General features: G+C 62.8%; 17 protein-coding genes and 1 pseudogene. 15 read left to right on the forward strand and 3 right to left on the reverse strand.

Features of this window, described 5'->3' with window-relative positions; translation table 11 throughout:
* Window position 1: 1 nt before the first annotated feature.
* From DBR46_RS24770 to DBR46_RS24820, 11 genes and pseudogenes are all read left to right on the forward strand, one after another.
* Window positions 2-1801: a DUF2341 domain-containing protein gene (locus tag DBR46_RS24770; protein ID WP_124528329.1), complete on the forward strand. Its 1800-nt coding sequence runs from the start codon at window positions 2-4 to the stop codon at window positions 1799-1801.
* 11 nt (window positions 1802-1812) lie between these two features.
* Window positions 1813-2238: a biopolymer transporter ExbD gene (locus DBR46_RS24775; protein ID WP_017738393.1), complete on the forward strand. Its 426-nt coding sequence runs from the start codon at window positions 1813-1815 to the stop codon at window positions 2236-2238.
* 3 nt (window positions 2239-2241) lie between these two features.
* Entirely contained in the window at window positions 2242-2946 is a 705-nt protein-coding gene (locus DBR46_RS24780; RefSeq protein ID WP_017738392.1) for an energy transducer TonB, read from the forward strand.
* A gap of 41 nt (window positions 2947-2987) precedes the next feature.
* Window positions 2988-4688, forward strand: a complete 1701-nt coding sequence (locus DBR46_RS24785) for a putative porin (protein ID WP_124528330.1) — start codon at window positions 2988-2990, stop codon at window positions 4686-4688.
* 19 nt (window positions 4689-4707) lie between these two features.
* Window positions 4708-5334: a DNA repair protein gene (locus DBR46_RS24790; protein WP_124528331.1), complete on the forward strand. Its 627-nt coding sequence runs from the start codon at window positions 4708-4710 to the stop codon at window positions 5332-5334.
* Window positions 5335-5354: 20 nt separating this feature from the next.
* Window positions 5355-5822, forward strand: coding sequence for a YbjN domain-containing protein (locus tag DBR46_RS24795; protein WP_124528332.1), 468 nt, complete (start codon window positions 5355-5357; stop codon window positions 5820-5822).
* A pseudogene (locus tag DBR46_RS24800) lies at window positions 5819-6760 on the forward strand (peptidylprolyl isomerase). The gene DBR46_RS24795 and the pseudogene DBR46_RS24800 overlap by 4 nt, the downstream one beginning before the upstream one ends.
* Before the next feature lie 51 nt (window positions 6761-6811).
* Window positions 6812-7789, forward strand: a complete 978-nt coding sequence (locus tag DBR46_RS24805; RefSeq protein ID WP_124528333.1) for a LysR family transcriptional regulator — start codon at window positions 6812-6814, stop codon at window positions 7787-7789.
* 648 nt (window positions 7790-8437) lie between these two features.
* Window positions 8438-8992 (forward strand): histidine phosphatase family protein, encoded by a 555-nt coding sequence (locus tag DBR46_RS24810; RefSeq protein ID WP_124528334.1) that lies wholly within the window; start codon window positions 8438-8440, stop codon window positions 8990-8992.
* A 45-nt stretch (window positions 8993-9037) separates the two neighbouring features.
* On the forward strand, window positions 9038-9793 hold the full coding sequence (cobF, locus tag DBR46_RS24815; RefSeq protein ID WP_124528335.1) for a precorrin-6A synthase (deacetylating): 756 nt from the start codon (window positions 9038-9040) through the stop codon (window positions 9791-9793).
* A gap of 11 nt (window positions 9794-9804) precedes the next feature.
* The gene (locus DBR46_RS24820) at window positions 9805-10524 is read left to right on the forward strand and encodes an alpha/beta hydrolase (protein WP_124528336.1); all 720 of its coding nucleotides are present in this window, start codon (window positions 9805-9807) and stop codon (window positions 10522-10524) included.
* A 133-nt stretch (window positions 10525-10657) separates the two neighbouring features.
* Here DBR46_RS24820 and DBR46_RS24825 read toward each other — a convergent pair whose 3' ends face one another.
* Together DBR46_RS24825 and DBR46_RS24830 are read right to left on the reverse strand one after the other, a co-directional pair.
* Window positions 10658-11212 carry a hypothetical protein gene (locus DBR46_RS24825; RefSeq protein WP_124528337.1) on the reverse strand — a complete coding sequence of 185 codons (555 nt, stop codon included), beginning with the start codon at window positions 11210-11212 and terminating at the stop codon, window positions 10658-10660.
* Between the two features lie 72 nt (window positions 11213-11284).
* Window positions 11285-13093 carry a monovalent cation:proton antiporter-2 (CPA2) family protein gene (locus DBR46_RS24830; RefSeq protein WP_124528338.1) on the reverse strand — a complete coding sequence of 603 codons (1809 nt, stop codon included), beginning with the start codon at window positions 13091-13093 and terminating at the stop codon, window positions 11285-11287.
* Between the two features lie 232 nt (window positions 13094-13325).
* Between DBR46_RS24830 and DBR46_RS24835 the strand changes: the two genes are divergently transcribed.
* Together DBR46_RS24835 and DBR46_RS24840 are read left to right on the forward strand one after the other, a co-directional pair.
* The gene (locus tag DBR46_RS24835; protein WP_124528339.1) at window positions 13326-13691 is read left to right on the forward strand and encodes a type II toxin-antitoxin system RelE/ParE family toxin; all 366 of its coding nucleotides are present in this window, start codon (window positions 13326-13328) and stop codon (window positions 13689-13691) included.
* Complete coding sequence (locus DBR46_RS24840; protein ID WP_124528340.1) at window positions 13684-13989, forward strand: XRE family transcriptional regulator; 306 nt, start codon at window positions 13684-13686, stop codon at window positions 13987-13989. Before DBR46_RS24835 ends, DBR46_RS24840 begins: the two co-directional genes overlap by 8 nt.
* Here DBR46_RS24840 and DBR46_RS24845 read toward each other — a convergent pair.
* Window positions 13983-14882: an EamA family transporter gene (locus DBR46_RS24845; RefSeq protein WP_124528341.1), complete on the reverse strand. Its 900-nt coding sequence runs from the start codon at window positions 14880-14882 to the stop codon at window positions 13983-13985. The genes DBR46_RS24840 and DBR46_RS24845 overlap by 7 nt on opposite strands.
* Before the next feature lie 103 nt (window positions 14883-14985).
* Between DBR46_RS24845 and DBR46_RS24850 the strand changes: the two genes are divergently transcribed.
* Both DBR46_RS24850 and DBR46_RS24855 read left to right on the forward strand, forming a co-directional pair.
* Entirely contained in the window at window positions 14986-15768 is a 783-nt protein-coding gene (locus tag DBR46_RS24850) for a helix-turn-helix domain-containing protein (RefSeq protein WP_124528342.1), read from the forward strand.
* Between the two features lie 82 nt (window positions 15769-15850).
* Window positions 15851-17404, forward strand: a complete 1554-nt coding sequence (locus DBR46_RS24855; protein ID WP_124528343.1) for a DUF726 domain-containing protein — start codon at window positions 15851-15853, stop codon at window positions 17402-17404.
* Window positions 17405-17437 lie beyond the last annotated feature (33 nt).

Consider the following 17437-nt stretch of genomic DNA (forward strand, 5'->3'; position numbering starts at 1 on the left):
CATGCAACGCCTAATCCTGAGCCTGTTGATCTGCCTGGGCTTCACGCTCCCGGCCACCGCCCATGCCTGGTGGCAAGACGACTGGCACTACCGCAAACAGATCACCGTGGACACCACCGCCCAAGGCGCCGCGATCAACCAGGCCCTGGGCCGCACCTCGCTGCTGGTGCGCCTGCACACCGGCAACTTCACCTTTGATGGGGTGAAGGACGACGGCGCCGACCTACGCTTTGTCAGCGCCGATGACAAGACCGTGTTCAACCACCAGATCGAAAGCTTCGACCCGCTGATGGGCATGGCGCTGATCTGGGTCGATGTGCCCAAGGTCGAAGGCGGCCAGCGCCAGGACCTGTGGATGTACTACGGCAACCAGAAAGCCCCGGCCACCAGCAACGGCCAATTGGCGTTCGACCCGAACTACACCGCGCTGTACCACTTTGACGGTGCCAACGGCACCCCGGCCCGCGACACCACGGCTTACGCCAACACGTCTCTCAACGCCACTGGCGCGAGCATCGACGGCGTGATCGGCCGCGCCTTGCAGTTCGGCGGCCAGCCGCTGCTGTTGCCGGCCAGCCCATCGCTGCAACACGCCGCGGGCGGCGCGTTCACCTTCAGCGCCTGGTTGCGCCTGGATCAGGCCAGTGGCGAGCAGATCGTCCTGGCGCGCCGCGACGGTCCCCATAGCCTGCTGCTGGGGCTGAACCAGGGCACGCCGTTTGTGGAAGTCGATGGCCAACGCGTGGTCTCCACCCAACCGCTGAACCCTGGCCAATGGCAGCACCTGGCGTTCACCGCCGAGGGTGAAAAAATCGCCCTGTTTGTTAATGGCCGCGAGACGGCCAGCCTGGCGGTTGCGCTGCCAGCGTTCAATTCTCAACTGGCCATCGGCGGCGATCTGCCGGACGCCGGAACCGCGCATCTGCCGTTCGCCGGCGCCATCGATGAGCTGCGCCTGTCCAAGGTTGCGCGCCCGGCCACCTTGCTGTTGGCCGATGCCAGCGCCCAAGGCGCGGAGTCGAAACTGGTGGCTTACGGCGTGGATGAAGAACAGTCGGGCTTCGGTTTCGGCAGCCTGGGCTTCTTGCTCAACGCCGTGCCGGTGGACGCCTGGGTGATCATCCTGGTGCTGGTGGCGATGATGTTCCAGTCGTGGGTCATCATGCTGCGCAAGAACCGCCAGGTCAGTCGCGTCAGCGGTGCCAACGAGATTTTCCGCGAGCACTTTGCGCAGATCGGCACGCGCCTGGAGATGTATGCCGATGACGCCCAGCTTGGCGCGCGCTTGCAGCATTCGTCGCTGTGGCGCCTGTACCTGGTGGCGGTCAAGGAAATCCGCACCCGCCGCGCCCAGGGTGCCGACACCTCGTCCGTCTCGGCGGCGACCATCGAAGCCATCCGCTGCTCCATGGACGGCGTGCGCACCCGCGAAAACCAGGCCCTCAGTTCCAAGCTCTCGACCCTGTCCAACGCCATCGCCGGCGGCCCGTACATCGGCCTGCTCGGCACTGTGCTGGGGATCATGGTGGTGTTCCTCGGCACGGCCATGGCCGGTGACGTGAACATCAACGCCATCGCCCCGGGTATGGCTGCGGCCTTGCTGGCCACGGCCATGGGCCTGTTCGTCGCGATCCCGGCGCTGTTTGGCTACAACCGCCTGATCACGCGCAACAAGGAAGTCAGCGCGGACATGCGTGTGTTCGTCGATGAGTTCATCACCCGCCTGGCGGAGATGCACGGCGAGAGCCAGTCCAGTGAAGCCGCGCACCGCCGCGAGCATCACGCTGCCGTACCGGCCTGAGGAGAATCAGCATGGCTTCCGTAAACGCCTCCCACGACGATGACGATGATGCCGCCGTCGATAGCATCAACATCACGCCCCTGGTGGACGTGCTGATGGTGGTGCTGGTGATGTTTATCCTCACCGCCACCGCCCAGGTCTCGGGCATTCAGATTCATTTGCCCAAGGCCAGCGCCTCGGTGTCGCTGTCGGAGGCCAAGACCAAGGCGATCTCCGTCAACGACGGCGGCCAGGTGTTCCTCGACGCCTACCCGGTGACTCTCGGCGAGCTGGAAGAGCGCCTGCGCATCGAGAAAGCGCAGAACCCGGACTTCCCGGTGATCGTGCGCGGCGACGCGTTGGTGCAGTACCAGAAGGTGATCGAGGTACTCGACTTGCTGCGACGGCTGGAGCTGTCCCAGGTCGGGCTGGTCACCGGCAAACCGAGCCAGGGCTGAGCCATGACCGCACAGATCCCGATGCCGCCACTGCCGGTCAAGAACAAGCCGCCGCTGCGCCCGTTGAAGTGGGGCGCAGGCCTTTTGCTGGGCGCTGTGGCGGCCTGGTTCTTGTGGCAGTGGGCCAATGACATGAGTGGCGTGCGCCGCGAAGCGCCAAAGATCCCGACGATTATCCCGTTGCCGCCACCGCCACCGCCGCCACCGGAAAAGCCCAAGGAGCCTGAGCCCCAGGTCGAAGAAAAAATCCCCGAGCCGGTGCCCACGCCCGAGCCGGAAGAGGTCAAGCCCGCGGACGAAGCACCGCCTTCACCGGCGGACGATTTGGCCAACCCGATGCAGATCGACGGCGATGCCCAGTCGGGCAATGACGGTTTCAACATCGGCGCCGGCAAAGGCGGCGGTATGGCCGGTTCCGGTGGTGGCGGTTTGGGTACCGGCACTTACAAGCAGTACCTGGCAGGGGTGTTTCAGCGCCTGCTGCGCGAAGACCCGGAGTTGCGCAAGAAGGCGTACGCGGTGCAGGCCGATTTGTGGCTGAACGCCGATGGCCAGGTCACCCGTGCCGAGTTGGCCAAGTCCAGCGGTGATGCCGAGACCGATGCCCAGGTGTTGGCCGCCTTGCGGGCGCCCCATGCCACGCAACGGGTGCCAGCCGCCGTAACGATGCCGGTACGCCTGTCCCTCAAGGGCCGGCGCCCGGAATGATCGAACCCTTTTCTACGGTTTTTTACAGGAGTTGCGTACACATGATTTCCCCCGTGAATCGACTGACCCTGGCGGTCGGCATGGTCATCGCGACCCTGGTTGGCCAAGCGACGGCCGCCCCGGTTGCACCTTCGGAAAACGTCACCATCAACCTGATCCGCCTGTTGGTGCAGCAGGGCGTGTTGACCCAGGACACCGCCAACGGGCTGATTGCCCAGGCGGAAAAAGAAGCCCTGCAAGCGCGCCAGGCGAATGCCGCGCCGGTGGTCGCCGCAGGGCCTGCGGCAGCGCCGGGGGATGTGCGCGTGCAGTACGTGCCGCAAGCGGTGCGTGACCAGATCCGCGACCAGGTGAAAGCTGAAGTCATGGCCACCGCCAAGCAGGAAAACTGGGCCCAGCCCAATACCTTTCCGGATTGGGTATCCCGCGTGACCTTTGATGGCGATATCCGCCTGCGTGACGAGTCGCGCTACTTTTCGGGCAAGAACGACGACACCATCACCGACTACGCCAAGCTCAACAACAACGGGCCGTATGACGTCAATCCGAACTCCAGCACGCAACTGCCGCCGTTGCTCAACACCCGCGAAGACCGCGAAAACCTGTTCCGCATCCGCGCCCGCCTGGGCATGAAGGCGGTGATCTCGCCGGAATGGACCGCCGGCATCCGCCTCGGCACCGGCTCCGACAACAACCCGGTGTCCACCACCCAGACCCTCGGCGGTGGTTTTGGCAAAAAGGACATCTGGCTCGACCAGGGTTACCTGAGCTGGAAAGCCTCGGACATGATCACTTTGACCGGCGGGCGGATTGCCAACCCGTTCTATTCCACCGACATGATGTATTCCAACGACCTCAACTTCGACGGCGTGGCGGCGATCTTCAACCACCGCCTCGCCAGCGACTGGAACCTGTTCGGCACCCTCGGCGCGTTCCCGGTGGAATACACCTCGGACACCGCCAGCAGCAACGGCTTCGACAAGGAAGAAAGCGACACCAAATGGCTGTTTGGCGGGCAGATCGGCGCCGATTGGAAGATCAACCGCAGCAACAACCTCAAGCTTGCGGGCGCCTACTACCAGTTCCAGAACATCGAAGGCGAGCGCTCCAGCCTGTGCAAACCGTGGGAAGGCAAGCCGGGTTGCGACACCGACGGCTCGCGCGTGGCCTTTATGCAAAAGGGCAACAGCGTGTTCAACCTGCGCGACATCGCGCCCAACCCGGCCACCCCAGGCAAGACGCCGGAGCCGCAGTTCGTGGGCCTTGCGTCCAAGTTCAACATCCTCGACCTCAACGCGGTGTGGGACAGCGAGTTGCCGAGCGATTTCAAGCTGCGCAGCCAAGCCAACTTCATCCACAACCTGGGCTACGACAAGGGCGAGATGCTCAAGCGCAGCGAAGGGCACATCGTCAACAACCTCAACAGCAACGGCGAGTTTGAAAGTGGCGGCAATGCGTTGATGGTCTCGTTCACCCTCGGCAGTGCCCTGGAGATGCGCAAGCGCGGCGACTGGAACGTGTTGGCTGGCTACAAATACATCCAGCCCGACGCCTTGCCTGATGGCTTCAACGACTCGTCGTTCCACCTCGGTGGTACCAACGCCAAGGGCTACTTCATTGGTGCCAACTACGGCATCGAAAAGAACATCTACGCCAGTGCGCGTTGGTTGAGCGCCTCGGAAGTCTACGGCCAGCCGTTTGAAGTGGATGTGATGCAACTGGAACTCAACACGCGCTTCTGATGCGCACAGGAGATGCCACATGAACACGCGAATCTGCGGGCTGCTGTTGTTGTTCGTCGCCACCGGCGCCAGCGCCGAAGGCATGGAAGAGCGCCTGCGTACCCAACTGCGCAGCACCACCCAGCAGTTGCAGGCGTTGCAAAGCGAACAGGCCCAGGCCAGTGCCGCGCGCATCGCCGCTGAAACCCAGGCCAAACAGGCCCAGGCGCAGATCAAGCAATTGACTGCCGAGCTGGAAAAGACCCGTGGCGTCGCCGAGCAAATGGCCGGCCAGCAACAAAGCCTGCACAGCCAGGCGCAAGCCCAGGTGGCGGCGAGCAACGAGCAGATCGGCAAGTTCAAGAAGGCCTACGAGGAACTGCTGGTGCTGGCCAAGGGCAAGGAAGCCGAGCGCGCCGGCCTGCAAGCCAAGCTGAGCGAACGTGACACACAAGTGCAGCAATGCGCAGTCAAGAATCAACAGATGTACGGCGTGGCCCAGCAACTGCTGGCGGCCTACGAAAAAATCGATGTGGCTGAGGTGATGAGTATCCGCCAGCCCTTCGCCAGCGGTGCGCGGGTCAAGTTCGAGGAACTGGCCCAGGGCTTTGGCGACGATTTGTACAAGAGCCGTTTTGATGCGCCCCAGGCAACTGCCAATCACTGATCGACAAGGAAGACTTCACCATGAGCGAATTGATCACCAGCGTCACCGTCCAGAGCCTCACCGAGCTGCTGCAAGAAGCCGGCTACCGGGTCAACCCGAGCGAGCAGAACGGCATCGTGCAATTGCTCAGCGCCAGCCAGGGCATCGGCTTTGCCGTGCGCTTCGGCAACCCGGCGGGCGAGCAGGGCGGCTATGTGGATTTCACCTACAGCTGTGCACTGCGCATCCAGGGCGAACTGCCGGAAGGCCTGGCCCAGGTGTGGAACGCTTCGCGCCGCTTTGCGCGGTTGTCGGTGCAGGGTGAATTCCTGCTGATGGAAATGGACGTGGTGGTGGCGGGCGTCAGCGTCACCTACCTGCGCAGCCAGCTGGAACTGTGGGACCGCCTGTTGCAGGAATTCATTGTCTACCTGCGTGAATACAGCCAGCAGGCCGCGCAGTTGCAGGCCGCCGCGCAATCGGTGGGCGAAGAGGCGGCGGTATTGTGAAAAAGCCAACCTTGATGGTCGGCGCGGGTGCGCTGGCCTTGCTGGTGGTGGCCGTGGGCTTGAGCCTGCGGCCGGGCAGCGACCCGGTGGCGGCGCAGCAGCCGGCGCCGGTGCTCGCGACGCCGGCGGGGGGGCCGGCGGTGGCGCGCCTGGGCAACCAGCAGATCGACCTGACGGAAATGCAAAGCGTGCTGGCGAGCCTGCCGGCCGAGACCCGCGAGCAGTTGCGCGGCAACCGTGGCGCACTGGAAACCTGGCTGCGTTCACGCCTGGCGCAAAAGGCCGTGCTGGAACAGGCCGACGCCCAGGGCTGGCGTCAGCGCCCGGAGGTGGAGCAACAGACCCGCGCCGCCACTGAGCAGATCGTGTTTCGCGACTACATGCTCTCGGTCAGCCAAGTGCCGGCGGGCTATCCCAGCGCGGCTGAGCTGCAACAGGCCTACGACGCCGGCAAGGCGCAGTGGGTGACGCCGCCGATGGTTCGGGTGAGCCAGATTTTCCTCGCCGTGAACGACCCGCAATCTGCCGAAGCGGTACGCCGCCAGGCCCAGGAACTGAGCCGCAAGGCCCAGGCCACGCCGGGGGATTTCGCCACCCTGGCCACGCAATATTCCCAAGACCCGAACACCGCTCCGCGTGGCGGCGATTCGGGGATGCAGCCGTTGCAGCAACTGGTGCCGCAGGTTCGCGAGACGGTGGCGCGGCTCAAGGTCGGTGGTGTGTCCGACGTGGTGCAGAGTGCGGCGGGCTTCCATGTGCTCAAGCTCACTGCCCAGCAACCGGCGCGCACGGCGACGTTGGATGAACTGCGCGTACGCCTGACCGAGGCCTAGCGCAGTCAACGCCAGGAGCAGATCGCCAAGGCCTACCTGGAGGGCATGCTCAACACCGCCACCTTGAGTATCGACGGTGCCGAGCTGAACAAGGTGCTGGAGTAGTACGCGACAACCCGCATTGGATGCACAGACCAACAAGACAGGGAGTCTCCCATGGCATATCTAGAACCGTCCGGCCCCCAGGCGCCCACCGCTTATCGTGGGGCGAGCGAGCCGCGCCGCAGTTGGCCGGCTTTGGCCTGCGAGATCGAACCGGAGGTGGCGCGCTACTTTCTGGTGAGTGCGCGCTGTGGCTGTTTCATGCAGGCGGCGCGCAGCCTGAATATCAAATCGACGCTGTTGCGCAAGCGCCTGGCGCAGCTGGAAGAGCAGGTGCGCCATGCGCTGTTCACTTATCAGGGCAACGGCCTGGTGCTCAGTCGCGACGGCCTGCAATTGCAGGCGCAACTGATTGCGCTGGCCCATGAACGGCGCCTGCCGGTGGTGGAACAGCCGCTGATCCGCCTGGCGGTGGCCGAACCGATCCTGCACGACATCCTTGGTCGCGACCTGATCGCCTTGCTGCGCCGCAACGCCAGCGTGCGCCTGGAGATCATCTCTATCGACAGCCACTTGTCCCTGCAAGCGGTGGACGTGGACGTGGTGCTGTGGCTGTCCGACACCGACGGCTCAGCGCCCGGCCCTAGCTTTCCCATCCAACCGCCACGCCCGCTGGCGCGCCTGCATTACCTGCCGCATATCGCCAAGCGCTACTCACGGCTGACCACCCGCCCGGACAGCGTCGATGACCTCGACGACTACATGCTCGTGCAATGGCAGCCCGACGTGCAGGTCGACGCCTTGCAACCGTGGAACCACGTGGTAGACCAACGCCGCGCCGCCGTGGTGCAAGTGCAGGCCTACTCGCTGATGCTGGAAATGATCCGCTGCGGCGCCTGCATCGGCTTGCTGCCGCACTACATGAGCAGCTTCGACCGCGGCCTGGTGGCGCTGCCGGGGTTGTTGGCCGACAGCATGCAGCGCCAGGTGTGGCTGGCGGTAAATGCCCAGGTGCAGGATGCCCAGGCGGTGCAGGTGATTGTCGAGTTGATCGTTGGGACGTTTGAGGGGCGCAAGGAGTGGTTTGAGTGAGGTGATGGTGGCGGCTGACCGGGCGCTATCGCAGGCAAGCCAGCTCCCACAGTTTTGCCCGGTGTGAACCTGATCTGGCCTGCAAACCCAATCCCCTGTGGGAGCGGGCTTGCCCGCGAAGGCGGCCTGTCAGCCAACACAGATGCAACTGACCCACCGCCATCGCAGGCAAGCCAGCTCCCACATTTTTGATCGGTGTAAACCTGATCTGGCCTGCAAACCCAATCCCCTGTGGGAGCGGGCTTGCCCGCGATGGCGGCCTGTCAGTTAACACAGATGCAACTGACCCATCGCTATCGCAGGCAAGCCAGCTCCCACAGTTTGGCCGGTGTGTACCTGGTCCAGAGTGGTAACCCAATCCCCTGTGGGAGCGGGCTTGCCCGCGATGGCGGCCTGCCAGTTAACACAGATGCAGCTGACCCACCGCTATCGCAGGCAAGCCCGCTCCCACAGTTTGGCCAGTGTGCACCTGTTCCAAAGTGGTAACCCAATCCCCTGTGGGAGCGGGCTTGCCCGCGAAGGCGGCCTGTCAGCCAACATAGATGCAGCTGACCCACCGCCATCGCCCCCCACAACCCAGCACAAGACGTTGCACGCCGCGAATAACTGCGCCAGTCTTAATGGCCTTCATTCGGCGGAGCGAATTTCATGCAGGCCACCCGCTTGACCCTTATCTGCCATGCCGTCACGCCCCTGCAAAAACGCGGTTTTTTTCCCGATGACGAGTCGGTGGCGATGGATTGGCAACGCGCGGCGCTGTCCCTGGCCGGGCGCTACAAGAAACCCCGTCGCCTGTTGTGTGGGCCGCAGGCGCGCACCCGGCAGACCGCGGGCTTGTTTGGCCGCGACGCGGTGGTTGAGGACGCATTGCGCGATGCAGACTTCGGGCGGTGGAAAGGCCAGGACGTCGGCCGCTTGCCTAGTGATCAGTTGCAGGAGTGGCTGACCACCAGCGCCAGCGCCCCCCACGCTGGCGAATCGGTGGATCAGGTCTGCGCGCGCGTAGCGCAGTGGATGCAGTCCCTCGAAACCCAGCCCGGCCATATCGTCGCCATCACCCACCCCTTTGTGATCCGCGCCGCAATGCTGTACGTCATGCAGTTTCCGCTGTCGATGTTCTACCTGATCGACGTCGAGCCGCTGTCCGCCACCGAGTTGCGTTTTAATGGCGTTTGGCGCCTGCGCCTGGAAACTCACGCCTGAGCCCCTGAACATGGCAAAATCCACGCCCCGCAATGAGAGCAACCCATGAAACGCATCCTGATCATCGGCATTGGCGCCGGCAACCCTGACTACATCACGATGCAGGCCGTGAAGGCGCTCAATCGCACCGACGTGTTTTTCCTGATGGACAAGGGCCAGAGCAAAGACAAGTTGATCGACCTGCGCCGCGAGATCTGCGAGACCTACATCACCGAGCCCGGCTACCGCTTCGTCGAGGCCGACTGCCCCGAGCGCGTGCGCGGTGAAATTGACTACACCACGGCCGTGCAGGACCTCAACCGCGACAAGCAGCAGACCTTCGAGCGTATGATCAATGAGGAAATGGCCGACGGCGAAGTCGGCGCATTCCTGGCCTGGGGTGACCCGGCGCTGTACGACAGCACCATCCGCATTCTGCAGGCGATCCTGGCCAGTGGCCGCTGTGCGTTTGAATTTGAAGTGATTCCCGGCATCACCAGCGTGCAGGCCCTGGCCGCCCAGCACAAAGTGCCACTGAACCGCATTGGCCGTTCCATCGAGATCACCACCGGGCGCCGGTTGGCGGCGGGGCAGGCGAGTGATGCGGATACGCTGGTGGTGATGCTCGACGCGGAAGATTCCTACCGTACGGTGGCTGATCAAGACCTGGATATTTACTGGGGTGCCTACCTGGGTACGCCGGACGAAATCCTCATCAGCGGCAAAGTCGCTGAAGTGGCCGACGACATCGAGCGCGTGCGCAAGGCCGCGCGTCTGGCCAATGGCTGGATCATGGACACCTATCTGTTGCGCAAACCCTGAGGGAACGCCCCATGCTCAAGCTGTTTGCCCTGACACTGGCCCTGTTGGTCGGTGCCGCCCATGCCGACGACACCCTGCACAGCGACTTGCCGCTGGCGTACCTGGAACAGACCCAGGGTGATGCGCGCAACGAGCCGCTGGTGATTTTCCTGCACGGGTTTGGCAGTAACGAGGAAGATTTGTTTGGGCTCAAGGACGCCTTGCCGTCCACCTGGACCTACCTCTCCGCACGGGCGCCGATGCCGGTGGACGCCAGCGGTTATCGCTGGTTTGCGAAGACACCCGGCGACGGCGACTACGACGGCGAGACCGCCGACTTGCAGCGCAGCGCCCAACTGATCGAAGACTTTGTGCAGCAGGCCACTGCCAAGTACCACACCCAACCGGACCGGGTGTTTCTGGTGGGGTTCAGCCAGGGCGCGATCATGTCCTACGAGGTGGGGTTGCGTAAGCCTGCGCTGGTGCGTGGGATTGCGGCGTTGAGTGGCAGTGTGTTGCCGGTGCTGAAGGCTGAGCTGAAAGCGGATGCGGCACTGGACAAGCTGGCGATCTTTATCGGCCATGGGACGTTGGACCAGGCGCTGCCGTATGCCTCGGCGACCCGGGCGAATGAGGTGTTGCTGGGGGTGGGGTTGAAGCCGGAGTTTCATGGGTATGTGGGGATGCCGCATACCATCAGTGAGGCTGAGGTGCAGGACCTAAGGGCCTGGCTAGAGCAAAGCCTCAAGTAAACGCGGTCAAAAAATGTGGGAGCGGGCTTGCTCGCGAATGCGGTGGATCAGTCCATTAATCTGTTGACTGACACTCCGCATTCGCGAGCAAGCCCGCTCCCACAATTGGTTTTGTGTTGCTTGGCGGATTGGCTTATTTGCCGCCCGTAATCTGCTTCACCAGCTCGGCATGCCCCTTGGCATCATCCCCACGGGAAATCGCCTGGATCACCAGCATGTGATTACCCGCACCACCCAGGAAGGTGCTGTTCAACGTCTTGCCCCCGCCTTGTGTCGCAGTGCTGTCCACCTGACGCAAACCCAACCCCTTGAAGGTCAGCTTCTTCTCATTCTGCTTCTTGAAATCCGGCAGCGCGGCGCTCTGGTCCTTGACGAAACCGGCCACGGCACCGTCGAGGAATGGCGCGTCGTTATCCCCGATGTTTACCCCATCGGTACGCACGGTTTCGGCGACGATCACTACACTTTTTGTGGTCTGGTTGGCGTATAGGGTGCCCTGGGTGGCTGTGCTGTTATCTTCGGCCTGACTGACAGGCAGGGTGTCAGCGACGTAGGCCTTGGGCAGGCTGAAGGTGAATTTGCCGCCCAAGGTGGAGATGCTCTGTGTGGCCGGCGGGGTGGCGGCGAACGCGCTGCCAGCGGCAAGCACGAGGGCCAGCAGGGCGGCGGTCTGGGTGAAAGTGGCCATGAAGCGCTCCAGGGATGAACGAAATTGCGGCGTATTCTGTCAGAAATTTCGCAATGTCGTTCACCCTGGGTCTTACACCTTGTCGGACTCTTCTTCGAGGCGGTCCATCTCAAACAGCCGCGCCAGTTCCGTCCGGGCTTCCTGGGCGGTCTGCATCACCTTGGCCGCGTCGTCATACACCGCGTGTTGCGCGGCCAGCACTTGCAGGTCGTGGTTCTTGAAGCGGGTGATGCGCGCGTCGGCCTGGGCCTGGGTCAAACCGAGGCCGACCAGGGTGCGGCGGCTCATTTCCAGGCTGGAGTAGAAGGTTTCGCGCACCGGCGACGCATCCAGGTCCACCAGGCGGTGAACATGCTGGCGGTTACGGGCGCGGGCGATGATCTTCATGTGCGGGTAGAGGTTGCGCACCAGTTCGGCGGTCTTGATGTTGATTTCCGGGTCGTCCATGGCGATCACGAAGAACTCCGCCTGGTCGACCTTGGCCGCGTGCAGGATCTCCGGCCGTTGCGGGTCGCCGTAGAACACCGGCATGCCGCCGAAGCTGCGGGTCAGCTCGATGGTTTCCACCGAGGTGTCGAGGGCAATAAACGAGATGTTTTGCGCACGCAGGATCCGCGCGACGATCTGGCCCATCCGCCCCATGCCGGCAATGACCACGCGGGGCGCATCGCTTTCGATGGTGCGGTATTCCTCGGGCACTTCCACCGGCTTGACCTTGGGCTTGAACAGCTTCGGGCAGATCAACAGCAGCAGCGGGGTCACGGCCATGGACAGGGTGATGGTCAGCACCAGCACGTCATAGAGGTGGGGCTCGAACAGGCCTTGGTCGCGGCCGATCTTGAACACCACAAAGGCAAACTCACCGCCCGCCGCCAACACCACGCCCAGGCGCAGGGCGCTTTCGCGGTTGAGGTCGCCCACCAGGCGCCCGACGGCGTACAGCAGCGGCAACTTCAGGCCGATCAACAACAGGGTCAGGCCGAGCACCAGCAGCGGCGAGCTGAGCAGCAGGCTGAGGTTGGCGCCCATGCCCACGCTGATAAAGAACAGGCCCAGCAGCAGGCCCTTGAAGGGTTCGATCTGGGATTCGAGTTCATGGCGGTATTCCGAGTCCGCCAACAGCAGGCCGGCGAGGAAGGCACCCAGGGCCATGGACACGCCCACCAGTTCCATCAGCCACGCGGTGCCGATCACCACCAGCAGCGCCGTGGCGGTGGACACCTCGCGCAGGCCGGTCTTGGCGACGATGCGAAACACTGGCCGCAACAGGTAGCGCCCGCCGATGATCACCACGGCGATGCTGCCGAGGATCTGCAGCACATGTTGCAGGCCCTGGGCTTCGGTGGTCGGGTGATCGCTGCCGGCCAGCAACGGCACCATGGCGATCAACGGGATCGCCGCGATGTCCTGGAACAGCAAGATGGCAAAGGCCAGGCGGCCGTGGGGCTGGTTCAACTCCTTGCGCTCGGCCAGGCTTTGCAGGCCAAACGCGGTGGACGACAACGCCAGGCCCAGGCCCAGCACAATCGCGCTGTTCCACGACTGACCAAACAGCCACAACGCCACCACGCCCATCACCAAGCCGGTGAGCAACACCTGGGCCAGCCCGACGCCGAACACCGCCTTGCGCATCACCCACAGGCGCTTGGGCGACAATTCCAGGCCGATGATAAACAGCAGCAACACCACGCCCAACTCGGAAAATTGCGCCACGCTTTGCGGATTGCCCACCAAACCCAGGACTGACGGGCCGATGATCACCCCGGCGAACAGATAACCGAGCACCGCGCCCAATTGCAGGCGCTTGGCCAGCGGCACGGTCAACACGGCGGCGAGCAGGAACACCACGGCTGCTTGTAACAGGTTGCCTTCATGGGGCATTGGGGACTCCAGGATCTAAAAAACGAATCAACAGGAGCGTATTAGAGCGCTTTTTACGTGTCGAAAATTGTGTTTTTGCGGTGAGTGTTGCGCCTGTCGCGCTCTTTTTACCGTCCTCCTGGTGTTTCTGAAGGATGTACAAACAATTGTCCTGGCGCAGCGGGTGGAGGCGGGCCGATTCATCACCTAGTTTTATGCCCTTGAGTTTATATTCCTTGGATGGCATATTCGCATGGGCTGGGACATTGAATACACGGATGAATTCGCAGGCTGGTGGGATGGCCTGGGGGAAAAGGAACAGGTTTCGGTATCCGCCAGCGTGGATCTGCTGGGGTTTTTGGGGCCGGGTCTAGGCTATCCCCACAGCAGCGACATCAAGGGCTCCCGACACGGGAACCTGCGTGAACTGCGGATACAGCACACGGGGAGGCCCTATCGGGTGTTGTACGCGTTTGATCCACGACGATGCGCATTATTGCTGGTCGGTGGGGATAAGACCGGTAAGAACCGATGGTATGAAAAACACGTCCCGCTAGCAGAAAGGCTATACGACGTACATTTGGATGCATTGGCTAAAGAGGGCCAAAACAATGGCTAAAAAATTCGCTGAACTGCAAGCACGCATGACGCCGCAATCTCAGGCCGAAGCCAAGCAGTTGTTCCAGCAACATCTAAAGGAAATGCCTCTGCACGAGCTGCGCAAGGCTCAACAGTTGAGCCAGGAAAACCTGGCCAAGGCATTGAATATCAACCAGGCTGCGGTCTCCAAGATGGAGCGGCGCACGGATATGTACATCAGCACATTGCGCGACTACATCCGCGCAATGGGCGGCGAACTGGAGATCATTGCGACGTTTCCAGATGGTCAGGTCAAGATCGACAACTTCGCCTATTGAGCGCTGCCCGGCTGTGTTTCTTTCTGTGTGGTCAGTGTTACCGGCCGGCGATACAACCCCACCGCCAACCCCACCAGAATGATCGCTATCGAGATCAGTTCCAGCGTGGAGATACGTTCACCAATGATCAGCATCGAACTGGCGATCCCAAACACGGGGATGAGCAATGACAGGGGCGCCACCGTCGAGACGGGGTACGCTTTTAGCAGTGAGTTCCAGCCCCAGTAGGCAAAGTGCGTGGCCAGGTAGACCTGGAACAGGATCGAGCCGATGGCCATCACGTCGAGGCTGGCGGGCAGGCTTTCGAACGCGGCGCTGCCGCGCATCCACCAGGCCATCAGGAACAGCGGGATCGGCGGAAACAGGCTGGCCCACACCATGAACGCGAAGATTTCCTTCACGCCTGACTGCTTGATGATGACGTTGCCCACGCTCCAGGCAAACGCGCTGAGGACGATCAGCATGACGCCCAGCACCGCGTGGCTGCCGTCCTGGGTGACGACGATCCCCGCGAGGCCGAGCAAGGTCAGGCCGGCGCCGACCAGTTGTGCGTCACGCAGGTTTTCGTTGAACAGCACCACGCCCCAGCCGAGGGTGAAAAACACGCTGAGCTGGATGATCAGCGAGGCGATCCCAGGGCTCACGCCGACCTGGATGCCGTAGTTGATCACGCCCCACATGCCCAAGCCGAAAATCACGCCATACGCCGCGACGTAGCCGAAGTGCACGGCCGGGCGGCGGATGAAAAACACCAGTGGCAAGGCGGCGAGGGCGAAACGGATGCCGGTGAGCACAAAGGGATCGATGCCGCGCAGGCCAAGCTTGGTGATCGGAAAGTTCAGGCCCCAGACGAGGGTGACGAGTAGGGCGAGGGCCAGGTGTTTTTTCTGCATGGGCTTTTCCTTAAGCGGGCAGGCATGTTCAAAGGCGTTGATGTTAAGTCGCAGCTGAATGGCCCGCTTGCTATCTCAGGTCATCCTTTGACAATATCGGGCCATGATTCCGACCTTTGCTGACAACGACCCCGAAGCGCTGGTGACGCTGCACGAATACGCGTCCGGTACCGTGTTTGCGCGGCATACCCATGCCCGTGGGCAGTTCGCCTATGCGTCCACCGGCGCCTTGAAGATGTTCACCGACCTCGGTAACTGGGTGGTGCCGCCGCAGCGCGCGATCTGGGTGCCTGGCGGAGTGCCCCACGAAATGCATATGCGCGGGGATGTGCTCATGCTCAACACCTACCTCGACGACGAAGCCGCTGGGCGTGCGGGCTTGCAGGGCCATTGCCAGGTGTTCGAAGTCTCGCCGCTGCTGCGGCATCTGCTCGAAGCGGCACTGACGATCGAGCCGACGGCGCGGCTCAGTGTTCGGCAACGCTGTGTGCTGACGCTGCTGGTGGATGAAATTGGCGCCATGCCCGAGTTGCCCCTCAGTGCGCCGTTGCCCGCAGAGCCGCGCCTGGCCCGCGCCTGCCAGCGTTTTCTGGACGCACCCACGCAGACCATTGCCCTCGACACCATGGCCGCGTGGTCGAGCATGAGCCGGCGCACCTTTACCCGACAGTTCCTGGAGCACACGGGCATGACCTTTGTGGCCTGGCGCCAGCAGGTGTGCCTGCTGGAAGCCACGGCGCGGCTCAGCCACGGTGTGTCCATCACCGATGTGGCGCTGGGGCTGGGCTTTAGCAGCTCCAGCGCGTTCACCTCGGTGTTCCGGCGCAACCTGGGGGATTCTCCGGCGCGTTACCTGGCCAAATCCAAGGCCGCGTCGTTGTTCTGAGGCCACGCCGGTCAGGATTCACCTTCGCCCAAGCCACGCTTTGTTACTATCGCCGTCCTTCGTCACCAGGAGTCACCGCCCCATGCAGCACCAGTGGGATGAAATGCACCGCACCCGTAAGCCCACTTTTGTGATGTGCGGCGAGCCCCAGGGCGATGTGCTCAATCTCTACGTTCACGGTTACTCGGCCTTCTTCAACCGCCAGCAACTGGGCAATTTCACCGCGCAACTGGCGAGCATCGAAGGCTCGACCAATGTGATGCTGTTCTGGCCGGCCGGGCATTTCCTGGAAAACCTCTTCGCTCCGTTCAAGGAGGTGATCGGGGCATTGCTCGGCGGTGGTGGCCTGGGCGCGGCGACCGTGGGCGTGGGCAAGGCGATTGCCTACTTTCTTGACCATTACAAAAGTGTCGAGGCGCGTGTCGATGAGGTCGCCCAGACCTTGCTGCCCGAGCTGGCCAACTACCTGCATGCCGAAGCCCTGCCGGTACGGCGCATCAACCTGGTCGGCCATTCCCTGGGCGCACGCATCCTGGTCAAGAGCCTGTTGGCCAGCCCAGAGGCGGCCCGTGAACTGCCGTTGAACAACGTGTTGCTGATGGGCGGGGCGATTTGTACGTCGAGCCCTTGGGATGAAGTGTCGGCGTCGCTCCAGGGGCGGGTGATCAACTGTCATTCCAGTAAGGACTGGGCGCTGGCGATCAAGCCGGATAACGAGCGTTGCATCGGTCGTTACGCCATCCCGCTGACGCCCGCCCTCAAGGCCAAGGTGAGCAATGTGCACCTGGCCACCTTCGATCATGCCGCGTATTGGCCGCAATTAAAGACCGTGGTGCAGTACACCGACCTGTTGCAGGAACGGCGCGGCATGATCCGCGCTGACCAGCGCAGCAGCGAAGTACGGTTTGCCGAAGAGGATGGGGAACTGTTCCCGGCGCTGGTGCAGGCACGGCCGGATGAGTTGAAGTTCCTCGCCGAACTGATGGCGCAAAAGCGCAGTGCATCGATTGATGCCAGCGTGCGCGAACCGTTGAAACTGGCCATCGAGTTGCAGCGCATGGGCGGCGACAGCTTTATGAACCTCGCCCGTGGCCATGGCGTGAGTTACCGCCAGATCGCCGAAGATGTCGCGCAGCGGCTGGGGATCAAGTTCGATCAGCCCGTTGACACCGTCGAGCTGGCGGATATCGAAGCCCAGGTCGCGGAACACCTGATCGAGCAATACAAGGACAAACTCAACAGCGCCGACCGGCAGGCCTTCGACGTCGAGTTGCAGGCGGCGGCGCAAAAGGAACAGGGGGTGTTTGCGCGCTTCAGCGTAGGCCGCTCGGCCACCACCGCGTTGAGTGGCACGGCGTTGGCGGGGCTCACCGGGTTTATCCTGCGGCGCGGGGCGGCCACGGCGATTCCGGTGGTGGGCCAGGCGTTGGCGGCGGCGATGCTATTGGTCAGCGGGGTGCGCGCGTTTTCCGGCCCGGCTTACTCGATCACCACCTTGGCGGTGTTGGTGGTGGGCGTGATCCGCCAGCGCATGGAACGCGAGGCGCTGAACCAGGAAATGGATCTGGTGGTACAAGTGGTGGAAGCGTTTGACCTGCCCCGGGACACGGTGATGCGCACGGTTGCATCCGACTGATAAGCTTCCCGATATATGCATTTGCCTGGAATA

It is taken from the genome of Pseudomonas sp. KBW05 (assembly GCF_003852405.1).
In the GTDB taxonomy this organism is placed as follows: Bacteria; Pseudomonadota; Gammaproteobacteria; order Pseudomonadales; family Pseudomonadaceae; genus Aquipseudomonas.